The following is a 12425-nucleotide window of genomic DNA, read 5'->3' on the forward strand; positions in this document are numbered from 1 at the left end:
ACATCAATTAAATCTTTTTTGATTTTTTAAAAAAAATTGGCTTACAAATATTTCTTAAATGAACCAAATGTAATACTAATACTGAGACCAAATAAAAAGGCCATGGGAATGAAAACGGCATTTGGATGGATTGTAAAAGGAACTGATAAATAGATAAGCCATGATAAAATTAACAAAGGCTTTATCCATGCTTTAGAATGATAATATAGAAAACTTGATTCACGACCTGCTCCAAATCGCCGAATGTCTCGCCGAACCAAACCGTCTACACAACCAACAATAGCAGCAAGAATAAAAATCGGTATTGAAAGAGTCAAAATAACTAAGCGAACCAAAAAAACCAATATAATATTAATAATGGCTTTTACATAAACGCCAACCGAATTAATATATTTATAAACAGTCGAGCTTTCATCGTTCACAGTTCCATCTACTATTTCAATCAATCCCGTTTTAACAGCAATGAATTGATATGTATTGGTAATAATATTTTCAGCAAAAACTACAGGCTCAGACAAAATAAAGCTATTGACAAAGTCTTGTTCAAGATAACTAAACTCAACATTGAGCATTTCTTCGCTATGACTATCACCGAGTTCAGTCCAAAAAAACGTTATGCCAATACATTCAATAACAATGCTTATAAGAAGTGAAAAAAAAAGTGTAGAAACTATAGATGAAATAAATCCCTTTTTTTTGGGCTTATTTGAATTTGAATCAGATTCAACATTGGCCATTATTCATCTTTCTCCTCTTGTAAAGTATGTAAAAAAGCTTTTTCATCATCATCAATGTCCAATGCTAGATGAACTGGTAATTCATTTTCCTCAGGACAATCTGAATCATTATCTATTTCAGGCTTTTCCCATACTGAATTTGAATTTACCCACCATTGTTCACCTGTTGAATAACTTTTTGCCATCTCTTTAGAAAGTGTATTAATGGAATCAGGCATCATAATATCTTGCTCTTGAGACGGAAGAGGCATGCGAACTTTATATAAAACACCACCGTTAGTCAGGACAAACGCTTGTCCTCTTGGTAACTGTATTAGTTCCGATGGCTCAAGTAATGGCATTGATTCAGTACTAATTCTGTCCTGTGTACTCGATGTGAAATCCGTTTTTGTATCAGGACTCGGTGTATCGCTTGCACCTGATACCACCGTATTTTTGTAGATATCAACTTTAGGAAGTTGTGATGTAATAAGTTCTGCTGTTTTGGTTTCACGAACACGTAACATAATTATATTATTGAAATTACCTTGCACTTGCCCTGCTTTTGCGGCACTCCCCACTTTGACTTCGATATCTGAAATCGTTTGTGTGTATGCAGTAACATTTATTCCTGCCCCTCTAGCCTTATTTACAAGAGGAATAAACTCATCACCCATGATTTCATTCACTTCATCAGTATGTAAACACACATTGATTTTAGATCTATTTTCTCCTGGTAATCCGTCGTCAACACCATATTTATAGATATACCCAGCTATTGATACAAGATCTGCTAGCATTGAGTTTCCAACGGCAGCACCAACTACAGCATCAGACAAAGCATCAAGCCCAATATAAACAATACCCTTTTTTCGAATGACTTGTTCCCAATCGAAAATTGGTCGTTCATCATTGATATCCAAGTAGTCTGGAGCTAATAATTGTGCTGTTTTTCCTGTTGTTAACTTCTCTAAAAATGGCATTAGTGAGGCAACAATTTTATCAAAATACGTTTTATCGTATTGAATAGCTGAACGTAAACCTTCCAGAACATCATCACGTATTTTTTTAGCAGCAATATAATCATAAAGAGCAACGACAAGCTTGTCTCTTCCCCTCATTGCTAATGAAACATTCTTGTCATTAACTTTTGTTGCCATTTCACTAATAGTGATCCAAGCTTTTGGATCGTGTTTATCAAAATAGTGCTGAGCATATTCTAAAAATAAGGTATCCATATTGTTTGTATAACGATTGATTTGAATGTAATCTGGACGACGACCCAGTTCAATTAACGCCTTAGTAACGATATTAACAAATCGCCATGCAAACTCTTTAAATGCTGCGGAATTGCCTTCTCCCGCCAGTGGAGCTGAAACACGCTGCGCAACTTCAGTAATTCGACTAAAACGACCGATAGCATTATATCTAGCTGAAATTTCAGGGTAACCCAAATGAAATATGTAAAATTCGTCTTGTCTACCATTCCGTTTAGCTTCTGCATACATTCTTTTTAATAAGTCGGCATCCCCTTTAGGATCAATGACAATAACAGGATCACCTCTAGCTATATCCTGTGTAACAAGAACTTCTAACAATCTTGTTTTTCCAACACCTGTTGTTCCCAATACTAACGTATGACCGCCCCTATCCACAAATGGCATCATAATATCGACCTCATTAATTTCGACACCGTGTAAGAATGGGTTTCCGCCTACTGGTGGTAATGGTTTTACTGGATTAAACCAACGATTTGAACTAGTACACTTTGCTATAAGGCTTCTTTCATGTTTTTGTTCCCAGTGTCTCGCAGCCCGATATATAGCTGATGGTTGAACAAAACGCTTATATTCTTCTCTACGACACAAAATAATTCGTTGTAAATGTTTTTGCTCCCATTTAAACCCTCTTCCTAGAAAAAGAAATTTTTGGCTAACAGGAATTTGTTCGCTTGTCAGTGAATAGAATGGTAAACGTTTTATATTTCTTTTATAACGAATAATGGTAATACCTTGTTTGGCTCTGTAAATGCCAAACAATAAAAAAGCACCTGCAACACCAATATTAACAGAAGTTGACAACGCTACAGCCCACGGAGCAACAAGACAAATAAATGCACAACTTATTGATGTTACAGCACTATACAGCTCAGAAGCGGGTCTAAATATGGCCTCAATATTGTGCTCATTACTCATGATGTTATTCCCATAATCATTGTTCAATACTTTTCGCAGTAACTAGAGCGGGATATGATGTTATTTGAAACTTCTCTGCGAGTTCATCGCCAGACATGGCATATATAGGAATATTAGTAAGAGATTTTAATGTTTTAATCTGATTGACATTGTCTATGTTTACAGCAACGGCAACAATACCATTTATTGTCTCTAAATCATTATTTCGAGCTTTCAACCATTCAATAGAAAGTTCATCAGCGCCTATGATGATAAAAGGTTGCAATGTCGGATAATCAATTGAATATGATTCAAAAATACCTGGAGAAAGTTTTTCACTATGCACTGGTAAATAGGTTCCCTCATCAATTTTCATGTTTTCAGGGGCTAAAAATTGCTGTTGTTGCTCACTATATTCATCTTGAGGATCTAACATTTCATAATACACTCCCATCGAATTCCCGCCGTAATCACTGACAACATTCAAATCAGCTATTGCAGAATGAGCTGTTATAGAGATAATAAAAATTAATGCTCTTTTGTTTATAATCATTACAAATCACCCAATTCAATTTGTCTCCATTTGCCACCCTGATTTTGTACTAAAATTGGCAAGGTATTTTTTCCGATTTGTTCCCATTCACCACTATTGTGATTTAATGTGATTTTGCCACTTTTTACTTTATCAATTGGAAGATGATTTAGACTAGCCCACCTTTGGACAGCTAGATCATCATGTTTGGTATTCAGCAAATAAATATCCATTTCTTTATGTGTTTTTAATGCTTTACCTAATAATGTTTCACTTCTTACATTATCATTAATATCAATAAATAAAATCATTCTGTCCCCCTCATAATTTAGAGGTGCTACAAAATTAGGATTATCATCCAACTCAACAGGTAATACGTTTGTATAAAGTTGTTTAAACATACGATTATAAATCCGTTGAAATTCAAGTTCTTTAGTCGTACGTTCAAATTCTTTTTTTGCAAGAAGTGTTGCGTAATGTTCTCGTTCTTCTTGAGTTTCAGATTCAACCCCAAGGGTAGTTAGAGGATCAAGATTAGGAGACCAATAACGCCGTCCGCCTTCATTAATAAGTTTTTCATATTTTTGCCATTCTGTAACTGTCAATCCCCAATAAGATGCTTTCTCTTTAATTCTTTCTTCTTGTGTATTCCGAGATTCTTCATCAGATTTTTCAACCGATTTTGTGGAATCAAGATCCTTTGAAACTAGTTGAGAATTAGCTAATAAATCCCAAGACATAAAACTTAATAGCAATAACAAACATATTTGTTTTTTTAGTATCATATTTACTCCTTATCTATTGTTAGAGTATAAGTTTGTTGCTTACTATTTATTAATTTCACAGAGTTTTTATCAATTTTTGCAACTTTCCAAAAATCATCTATAAACTCACCTTCATTTACAAATTTCAACGCAGATAGTGATGTCGCATTTTTAGGTAGGAATACAGCAACTAATTCACCAGCTCTAAATTCAATGCTAGATAATTGATATTTAAAATTTATTGCCGTTGCAGTTTTAGCCTTTATAATATTACTTCTTGTTGTATTGGTTGACTTGCTATTGTTATTTGATAGCATTACTGTAATTTTTTGTATAATCTGATCTTTAAATTGTTGGAAAGATGCCACAACGCCATCTAATGATTCTTGTTGCATTTTTTGAACATTCTTAACTGCTTCTAACTCAACTTCAATATTTGCTATAGCTGTTTCAAAATTATCTAATTTACTATCGAGATTTTTATCATTTAGAATTAGTTGTAATGACGTTATGTCCTGTTGACTTCGTGCAGAGCGTGTATTTAAATTATCATAATCAACATTGATTTTTTTCTGTTCCAACTGAATTTCATCTAATTTTTTTTCCAATGTGTTAATACTATTTATACTTACATTATTCGTGTTTATTTTATCTTCCAGTTCTTTATAGTTATTAGATGCTTGATTCATGTTAAGGAGAGATAAATGCAATGCTATTGCTACTAATATAAACAAGATTACAAATACACCACATATTAAAACGACCATTTTTTTAGTTATTGCAATGGGTTGGTTTATATTTAATTTATTTATTAGCGTATCCTTCATTTTTTGCCTCCTTTTGTTTCAACATTTTTTAGTTCTTTTGTTTCTATCATTTGAGGAGGTGCTTGATAAGTTTCAAATTGAGGTTCCTGTTTAACTGAGGAAATAGGTTGTTGTTTTCGAGAATATCCTTTTTTTAGATGAAAACAGATTTCTCGTTCAACGTCATTAACATCTAAATTCCAAGCAGGGCCAGCCATAACATGTAGTGCATCATTTAATAAAATTGGCCCCATTTTATATTGAACTTTAGGTAAAGTGCTTTCATAAAGAACATTGATATCTGAGTTAGTGCAAAGAGAATAACCTGATTGTTTTAAAGCATATTCCATTCCATCTTTAACTGTTAAATTTAAATTTTTAGGTAGTGAAATATTAATAATTTGATCTAAAACATATTTATGAATTGGATCATCTAGTTCAACAATGGTATATCGATCTGTCTGCAAAACTGGTGTAGGTTTAGATTCTATTTTAGACTTAGAACTAATAGTTTTAGAGTTATTTGTACATGCTGTTAATACAAATATTGGAAGCAATGCTAACATAGAGATAGCGATTTTCATTGTATTTACCTTTAGATTAATATAGAAAGTAAAAAGGTAAAATGCAATGATGACTGAGTAAACAAATAAATCAATGCTGAGTACAACAAAAAACCCATTTATCAAAATTATCAAAATGGGCTTTTGTTTCCAAGTATATATGTAATTAATATAATTAGAGTTAAAGACAACTCAATAAAAAGTGATAAAATGCACTCTCCCCTCAAAAATCATGCAATTTCATACACATTCTCGATTCGCTATTTAGTTAGCTGAGATGAACCGAATAAACAAGCCTGCTTTAAACAGTCTTATCAGGCACGCGTTAACGCACTAAGGGCTACTGATTTTTTACCATTCAGTTTGGTGTTGTTATTAGTCGTTATAGAACAAACAAGGTAAATACCACTGTTTTTCTTGCTACAATTTACAATGGTATTTACCCTGAGTTCGGACAAAGACAGGAAAGACAGGAACAAGAACCACCTTGCTCCTTGTTGTATATTATTTCAAAATTGATGTGAATTGAATCAGCTCTGATACACATACAGCTCTATCCAACCGTATGTATAGTTGTAACTTACACAGAGTTGTTACAAGCAGCCATAAATTATGGACTTGGGACATTTCAGATTAATAAGGGTTAAAAATTAATCCAAAATAAATTAGTGATTTTATGACCGCAAAACCACAAAAGCGGAGTGAAGTTTGATTCTGTCATAATTCGTTTAATTTTACAATATAGAATCTAATTAAGTATGTTTTTATTCTAGTAATAATCACTATATTCACACTGTCTTCTCAAAAACAGGATTACCTTTCTTGTCCCCAAAACAAGTAAATTTGCATCCATCTTTGTAACGAGAGCAACCAAACCAAATATATTTACCTTTTTGGTTTTTACCTTCTCTTTTAATAAGTGCACCACTTTGACATTCAGGGCAATCGTATGATTTTGTTTTTGAGACTTTTGGGGATGTGATATTCTTAGGTAACTCGGCTCCTTTATACGTTTGAATTAGTTGATTAATAAAAATATACTGTTTACGCATAAACTCGCTTTGTTGCTGTTGACCTGTTGCAATATTTTCTAATTCTTGCTCCCACAGGGCTGTCATACCTGGATCTTTTAATACATCAGGTAGGCTATCTATCAGTGCATATGCAATATTTGTGGCCAGAATAATTTTCTTTTTTCGTTCAATGTAATTACGTTTTTCTAATGTTTCTACAATTCCTGCTCTTGTTGCTTCTGTACCAATCCCTGAAGTTTCTTTTAACATTTTTTTTAATTGAGGGTTTTCTACATATTTGGCAATTTGTTTCATTGCATCAAGCAGACTACCGTCATCGAAATGTGTCGGTGGCTTAGTTTGTAACGATCTAAAGTCAACTTTAGAAATAGTACAAATATCATTGTTAGATAAAAGTGGAAGTTTTTGTTTATCATCAACATCTTCAGCATTTTCAATGTTGTCTCTTGTAAATAATACTTTCCATCCCAGCTCAACTAACACTGTACCTTTTGCTTGAAATTTCTGTTCAGCACTAATTAAATTAACTACTGTTTTATCTACTTCATTATGCACCATAAAATTAGCTAAATAGTTTCGTCGAATCAAATCATAGACTTTTAATTCATCTGCACTAAGTTGTGACAATTCTATAGTCTTTGATGTCGGGATGATGCCATGGTGTGCGGTTACTTTTTTATCATTCCAAAGTCGAGATTTATAAGCTAAATTAATCTGTGGCATAAATTTTGCCATTTCAGGATCATTTTTCATAATAACAGAAATTATGGTTTCGGCTTCATCAAACATTGATTCAGGCAAATATCCGCAATCAGTTCTTGGGTAAGTTGTAATTTTATGTGTTTCATAAAGTGATTGAGCAATATTAAGTACTTGAGGCATAGACATACCGTACTTTTTAGAGCACGCTTTCTGCAAGTCACTTAAACTAAATGCTAAAGGAGGAGAGAATTTAACCCGTTCAGTGTTAACATCAATAACTTTTGCTTCTCTTGAATGCTGTAGCTTTTGTGCTATTTGTCTTGCAAAAGATTCATTAAGACATCGTCCCGCTTCGTCTATATTTTCTTCTGGAATCCAAGTGGCATTAAATGTCTGGGATGTCTTAGATAACTGAATATTTACAGAAAAATAAGGTTTGGGTATGAAATTTTTAATTTCTCTATCTCTATCGACAATTAGCTTTAGGACGGGTGTCTGAACACGACCCACAGATAAAACGCCGTAACCCAAATCTCTACCTAGTAAAGTAAATAGTCTTGTACTATTGAAACCGACCAACCAATCAGCTTTTGCTCGAGCTTGGGCTGCTAAATATAACGGATAAGTTTCACTAGCTGCCTTAAGACTAGCAAGGGCTTTTTTTATTGATGTATCATCAAGTGCTGAAAACCATAATCTTTTAGTTTCACCTTTCCAGTTAAAACGCTCTAACAGAGACCACGCAATAGCTTCACCTTCTCGGTCGGGGTCTGTTGCGATAATAATGACGTTAGCTTTTTTTACTAACCCTTGAACCACTTTGAATTGTTTTGACGTTTTTTGAGCAACATTATAAACCCACTTTTCAGGTAAAATAGGCAAATCGTCTATGCTCCACTTCTTAAATTTTTCGTCATAAACATGTGGTTCTGCTAGTTCCAGCAAATGACCGACACACCATGTAATACATATTTTTCCATCGGAGCTACGATAAAAACCGTTATCATTAACTGTAGCTCCAATATGTTTCTGGATATCTTTAGCTTGACTAGGTTTTTCACAAATAAATAATTTCATTAACATTCATTCTCTTATTGTTTTTGATAACTGAATATTAATTAATTGAAATAAATATGGGATAGTTAAATCAATATTGCTAAATGGAATATTGATTTAATAATAAAAAACATATACAGCATAATTATAATTAAAGTTCAATAAACAATTATTGGAGTAAATAATGATAGATATGGCTATTCCCGTTAATCATTCATTTTTAGATTATAAAAACCACGAAACGCTAATATTTAACATGTCAAACGGCAAATTCAATTTTTGTATTGGACTTTTTAATATTATCTATTTTGCACAACTAGCAATGCAACTCGGATATATTCCTAAAGACGATAAATGGACTAATACGTTAAATGAATATTATAAAAATGATGACTGTTACAATGCTCATAAAAAAATTTGTATGAAAAACCCTGCTATTATTACAAACTGCATTTGTGACAATTGCGATAATCCTATTTTATTTAAAGTTAAAGATACCAAACATGAGTTTCAAATCGGGCTTTTTACTATTCTTAATTGCTTAAAAATCGCAGAGCAAAACAACTATATACCTCAAATAAACGTCCAATTTTGGATATTAGTAGAAAATCGCTACCACTTATCCAATAAATTTTAAATTAGTAAATTTTGCAACAAACATCACCTATATTAAATTTATCTTATAAGTATAGGTGATATCAATTCATTTGCCTGTTCTATACAATAATCACTAAAAGAATTTTTATGCCATTTATCCAGATTTATCAAATTACTAAAATGAACATGATTCATTTCGATAGTTTTTCGGTAAATTTCTTGTGGTTCACGAAATTCACTATTTGAAACTCGATAAGTAATGACTAAATCGATAGACTCTTTTTTATTATTAGCACTAAGCGGAATATGATTTGTAAAATAGAAATTTAATTCTGTAAAAATTTTACTAGAAAAAATGAAATATCCTTCTTCCATTTTTATAAATTTATTAGTCTTTTCTAGAATTGTGTCCTTTAATGTACTGTCAATTATTTTTTTACCGAATAAAGAATGGTTTTTAGCCATATAAGCAAATATCCAAGGGATATTAAGAATTGTAGCTCCGCAATAAAGATACCCTTCAAAGTTAATATAATTTTGTAACATATTAGTAAGTAAATTCTTGCCTATGTGAAAACCAATATCTTTTTGGATAAGATAAATAATTCGATCTAAATGTTGGCCCAAGATTGTTAATATTTTTCTGGATGTTTCATCTAGCTTTGATTTTCTATCAGAAGATTTATAGCGTTTGTTAGCGTTATGGGCTGCAAATGGACATTGTTTATAATTATCTGGATTAAAATAACCTAATTGTACAATGTTATTATTAGCTCCACTAACTGGTTTGTGATAATGCTTTCCATAAGGTTTCAATAATTTATCTGAGCTGTGATATAGATTTATAATTTGTATAGGATTATCACAAGCAGGACAAATAGCAAAATAGCAAGCTTCACCTTTGTCATTTTGTTGAACGAAAGGAAATTTACTTTGTGTATCTTTTTCATATTGATTCCGTTCAATGACATGAAATATTGTACTATTAGGCAAAACTTTATATAAGTGCATATTATCTTCTACCTTTCTACATACTTATAATTTATTATTATTAATTTTTTTAAATTATTCAATATATCATTTTATTTTCTGATTTATTCAGTTATAAATATGAATAAAATTTCAAACCAAAATACGAAAAATTTTCGTATTTTTAAATTAGAGAATGACGATATGAACGGATATGAATTAAAAATTTGGAGGAGAGGTTTCGGTTGGTGTCAAGAGATTGCAGCAGAACAATTAAACGTGACAACAAGAACATATCAAAATTACGAAAAATCAGAGTCAGTTCCCCACATAGTCATATTAGCAACTCAAGCATTATCATTAAAAATGAGATACAACGAAATGCAAAATAAACCTAAAAAAGAAATATTAAGAATTTTAAAAATAACCCTCGAAAAATAGATAGCCTAACTACTTTTAGCTAGATTATCTATTTAATATTTATAAAGTAAACTCTAGAATGGGATATCGTCATCAAAGTCCATTGGTGGCTCCTCAGGCATAGCTGTAGCTTGTTCTGTAGTTGGTGCATTTTGCGTTGTTGATTGTGGCACTGGTGCAGATGAAGAGTTGTTAGCACTTTGTCCCCAATTTTGTGAACCATCCCGTGAACCTAGCATTTGTAAAGTACCGCCAATTGGGTTGACTACAACTTCAGTTGTGTAACGATCTTGTCCTGACTGATCTTGCCATTTTCGAGTTTGTAATTGCCCTTCAATATAAATTTGGGAACCTTTTTTTAAGTATTCGCCAGCAATTTCAGCTAATTTACCAAATACAACAATACGATGCCATTCAGTGCGATCACGGGTTTCATTCGTTTGTTTATCCTTCCATGTTTCTGATGTTGCAACACTAAAATTAGCAACAGCATTACCATTCGGCATATAACGAACCTCAGGATCTTGCCCCAGATTGCCAACTAAAATTACCTTGTTTATTCCTCTTGCCATTCTTTTGCTCCTATATTATTACACATATTAGCTTACTGTAACCCCCCGTTACAGTAAACAGTAGTTTGACTACTTAGCTAGCTGTTACCCCCCGTAACAGTAAATTAACTACTAACTAATTTTAAGCATAGTCAAACATTTGAAACCAAGCCTCAGTCAATTAAATATAATTTATCGACTCATATTATTTAGTTGGTATGTTAAGCTCATCAAACTTGGGCAACATTTCATTAATTAAGTGTCTGATTCGAATACATACTCGCATTTGAAAATTTAACGTTAAGCGATCAATTTCTAGTTGTCGGATAAAATTTTTATCCTCATGACTCAAATTGTTTTGTTCCAATGCATCTAATATCAATCGTTTTCCCTCAATCTCAGTACGACTAGTTTTACCGTTCACAATAACTATTTTCTTATACTTCCAACTTAAATATACTGAACCATTTGATAAGCGTCTTTTTTTCAAATAAAAAGGTAAATACTTAATGGGTAATTTATCTCTTGTGTCATTGATGAGTCTTTCTGCAATGTTTTCTAATCTAAAAATGTACGATTCAATTTCTTGTAAAATAGCTTCATATTCCCCCTTACCTTTAAAAGGCTTTAAAAGGCCTTTTAGGGATAGATGTTGTATTGCAAATTGATAATCTGCTGAAGAGAGTGTATTTGCATATTCATCTTTATAAAACTCATTCATTAGCTCACCTTATTATGTTAATTAGTTATTGATACTGTTCGGTCTCGCATTTTATCTGCATTTAGTATTTCTTCTGGTACAATCCCTAATTGCTCAATAGCTTTAGTTGCTAACGGGGTATTATCGACAAAATCTTTTCGTGTTACACCAGTGCGTTTATATTTAGTAATATAAGTAATTAACGAACGTAATTCATGAGCAATCATATTCTGCCTATCTGATGCATCACTATTTTTGATTAATGAAATATGTTTAGCTAGCTGAACTTTTCGGACAAATAAATCAAATTTACACAGTAAAAATACTAATTGATAACCACTTGGCACATTAATAAATAGGTTCAGATCAACGGGTTTAACTGATGTCGCATCACTTATTTTAAAACCTGGCGGGACTGATTTAAGTATTTCATCAATACGATAATTCTCAACATCTAATAATTTTTCAATTTTAGTAATATGCTCATAGAATTTAGTCAATCTGATATCTGCGTAGGGATCATCAAGACGTGTTGCTATTTCAATGACTTTTAAATAAGCAATAGCCCTTGTCATACTTTGAATTTGATGCTTATCATCAGTTTTTTTTCTGCCATACCAGATTTGAATTGCTGGAACAGTATGAAGCTCTATTTTAATATCACTTCGTAAAACACCGACTTGATTGTTTTCAGTTTCCATCGGAATACTCCTATTTAAATAAAATTTAAAATTAACAGTAATTGGACTACTCAGCTAGCTGTTACCCCCCGTAACAGTAATTAGACTACTCAGCTAGCTGTTGCCCCCCGTAACAGTAATTAGACTACTCAGCTAGCTGT

At 32.3% G+C, this 12425-nt stretch carries 13 protein-coding genes; 2 read left to right on the top strand and 11 right to left on the bottom strand.

The features are described from left to right. Positions 1-41 precede the first annotated feature (41 nt). The 7 genes from ACGH80_RS09900 to ACGH80_RS09930 all read right to left on the bottom strand — a co-directional run bounded on the left by ACGH80_RS09900 (position 42) and on the right by ACGH80_RS09930 (position 8368). Positions 42-737, bottom strand: coding sequence for a TIGR03747 family integrating conjugative element membrane protein (locus ACGH80_RS09900; protein ID WP_174798369.1), 696 nt, complete (start codon positions 735-737; stop codon positions 42-44). Beyond that, entirely contained in the window at positions 737-2911 is a 2175-nt protein-coding gene (traD, locus tag ACGH80_RS09905; protein ID WP_174798370.1) for a type IV conjugative transfer system coupling protein TraD, read from the bottom strand. Before traD ends, ACGH80_RS09900 begins: the two co-directional genes overlap by 1 nt. Before the next feature lie 16 nt (positions 2912-2927). Further along, positions 2928-3443: a PFL_4695 family integrating conjugative element protein gene (locus ACGH80_RS09910; protein WP_174798371.1), complete on the bottom strand. Its 516-nt coding sequence runs from the start codon at positions 3441-3443 to the stop codon at positions 2928-2930. Then, positions 3443-4207, bottom strand: a complete 765-nt coding sequence (locus ACGH80_RS09915) for a TIGR03759 family integrating conjugative element protein (protein WP_174798372.1) — start codon at positions 4205-4207, stop codon at positions 3443-3445. The genes ACGH80_RS09910 and ACGH80_RS09915 overlap by 1 nt, the downstream gene beginning before the upstream one ends. Before the next feature lie 2 nt (positions 4208-4209). Then, complete coding sequence (locus ACGH80_RS09920; protein ID WP_174798373.1) at positions 4210-5013, bottom strand: hypothetical protein; 804 nt, start codon at positions 5011-5013, stop codon at positions 4210-4212. Continuing rightward, entirely contained in the window at positions 5010-5576 is a 567-nt protein-coding gene (locus ACGH80_RS09925; protein WP_065590115.1) for a hypothetical protein, read from the bottom strand. The genes ACGH80_RS09920 and ACGH80_RS09925 overlap by 4 nt, the downstream gene beginning before the upstream one ends. 767 nt (positions 5577-6343) lie before the next feature. Next, entirely contained in the window at positions 6344-8368 is a 2025-nt protein-coding gene (locus ACGH80_RS09930; protein ID WP_174798374.1) for a DNA topoisomerase III, read from the bottom strand. A 163-nt stretch (positions 8369-8531) separates the two neighbouring features. Between ACGH80_RS09930 and ACGH80_RS09935 the strand changes: the two genes are divergently transcribed. Next, positions 8532-8984 (top strand): hypothetical protein, encoded by a 453-nt coding sequence (locus ACGH80_RS09935; protein ID WP_081297996.1) that lies wholly within the window; start codon positions 8532-8534, stop codon positions 8982-8984. Positions 8985-9022: 38 nt separating this feature from the next. Here ACGH80_RS09935 and ACGH80_RS09940 read toward each other — a convergent pair whose 3' ends face one another. Continuing rightward, entirely contained in the window at positions 9023-9955 is a 933-nt protein-coding gene (locus ACGH80_RS09940; protein ID WP_065606432.1) for a hypothetical protein, read from the bottom strand. Between the two features lie 99 nt (positions 9956-10054). Here ACGH80_RS09940 and ACGH80_RS09945 point away from each other — a divergent pair, with 99 nt between their 5' ends. Then, positions 10055-10354, top strand: a complete 300-nt coding sequence (locus tag ACGH80_RS09945) for a transcriptional regulator (RefSeq protein ID WP_202115371.1) — start codon at positions 10055-10057, stop codon at positions 10352-10354. Positions 10355-10407: 53 nt separating this feature from the next. Here ACGH80_RS09945 and ssb read toward each other — a convergent pair whose 3' ends face one another. From ssb to ACGH80_RS09960, 3 genes are all read right to left on the bottom strand, one after another. Then, positions 10408-10905 carry a single-stranded DNA-binding protein gene (gene ssb / locus ACGH80_RS09950; protein ID WP_174798375.1) on the bottom strand — a complete coding sequence of 166 codons (498 nt, stop codon included), beginning with the start codon at positions 10903-10905 and terminating at the stop codon, positions 10408-10410. A gap of 184 nt (positions 10906-11089) precedes the next feature. Then, the gene (locus tag ACGH80_RS09955; RefSeq protein WP_174798376.1) at positions 11090-11605 is read right to left on the bottom strand and encodes a DUF3158 family protein; all 516 of its coding nucleotides are present in this window, start codon (positions 11603-11605) and stop codon (positions 11090-11092) included. A gap of 17 nt (positions 11606-11622) precedes the next feature. Continuing rightward, positions 11623-12285 carry a PFL_4669 family integrating conjugative element protein gene (locus tag ACGH80_RS09960; RefSeq protein ID WP_174798377.1) on the bottom strand — a complete coding sequence of 221 codons (663 nt, stop codon included), beginning with the start codon at positions 12283-12285 and terminating at the stop codon, positions 11623-11625. Positions 12286-12425: the final 140 nt, after the last annotated feature.

Origin of the sequence: Gilliamella sp. BG1 (genome assembly GCF_046635625.1) — a bacterium.
GTDB lineage: Bacteria > Pseudomonadota > Gammaproteobacteria > Enterobacterales > Orbaceae > Gilliamella > Gilliamella bombi.

Bases quoted from the DNA above. Each gene is read 5' to 3' on its own strand.
- ACGH80_RS09900 (WP_174798369.1), bottom strand. From the start codon at position 737: ATGGCCAATGTTGAATCTGATTCAAATTCAAATAAGCCCAAAAAAAAG.
- traD (WP_174798370.1), bottom strand. From the start codon at position 2,911: ATGAGTAATGAGCACAATATTGAGGCCATATTTAGACCCGCTTCTGAG.
- ACGH80_RS09910 (WP_174798371.1), bottom strand. From the start codon at position 3,443: ATGATTATAAACAAAAGAGCATTAATTTTTATTATCTCTATAACAGCT.
- ACGH80_RS09915 (WP_174798372.1), bottom strand. From the start codon at position 4,207: ATGATACTAAAAAAACAAATATGTTTGTTATTGCTATTAAGTTTTATG.
- ACGH80_RS09920 (WP_174798373.1), bottom strand. From the start codon at position 5,013: ATGAAGGATACGCTAATAAATAAATTAAATATAAACCAACCCATTGCA.
- ACGH80_RS09925 (WP_065590115.1), bottom strand. From the start codon at position 5,576: ATGAAAATCGCTATCTCTATGTTAGCATTGCTTCCAATATTTGTATTA.
- ACGH80_RS09930 (WP_174798374.1), bottom strand. From the start codon at position 8,368: ATGAAATTATTTATTTGTGAAAAACCTAGTCAAGCTAAAGATATCCAG.
- ACGH80_RS09935 (WP_081297996.1), top strand. From the start codon at position 8,532: ATGATAGATATGGCTATTCCCGTTAATCATTCATTTTTAGATTATAAA.
- ACGH80_RS09940 (WP_065606432.1), bottom strand. From the start codon at position 9,955: ATGCACTTATATAAAGTTTTGCCTAATAGTACAATATTTCATGTCATT.
- ACGH80_RS09945 (WP_202115371.1), top strand. From the start codon at position 10,055: ATGAATAAAATTTCAAACCAAAATACGAAAAATTTTCGTATTTTTAAA.
- ssb (WP_174798375.1), bottom strand. From the start codon at position 10,905: ATGGCAAGAGGAATAAACAAGGTAATTTTAGTTGGCAATCTGGGGCAA.
- ACGH80_RS09955 (WP_174798376.1), bottom strand. From the start codon at position 11,605: ATGAATGAGTTTTATAAAGATGAATATGCAAATACACTCTCTTCAGCA.
- ACGH80_RS09960 (WP_174798377.1), bottom strand. From the start codon at position 12,285: ATGGAAACTGAAAACAATCAAGTCGGTGTTTTACGAAGTGATATTAAA.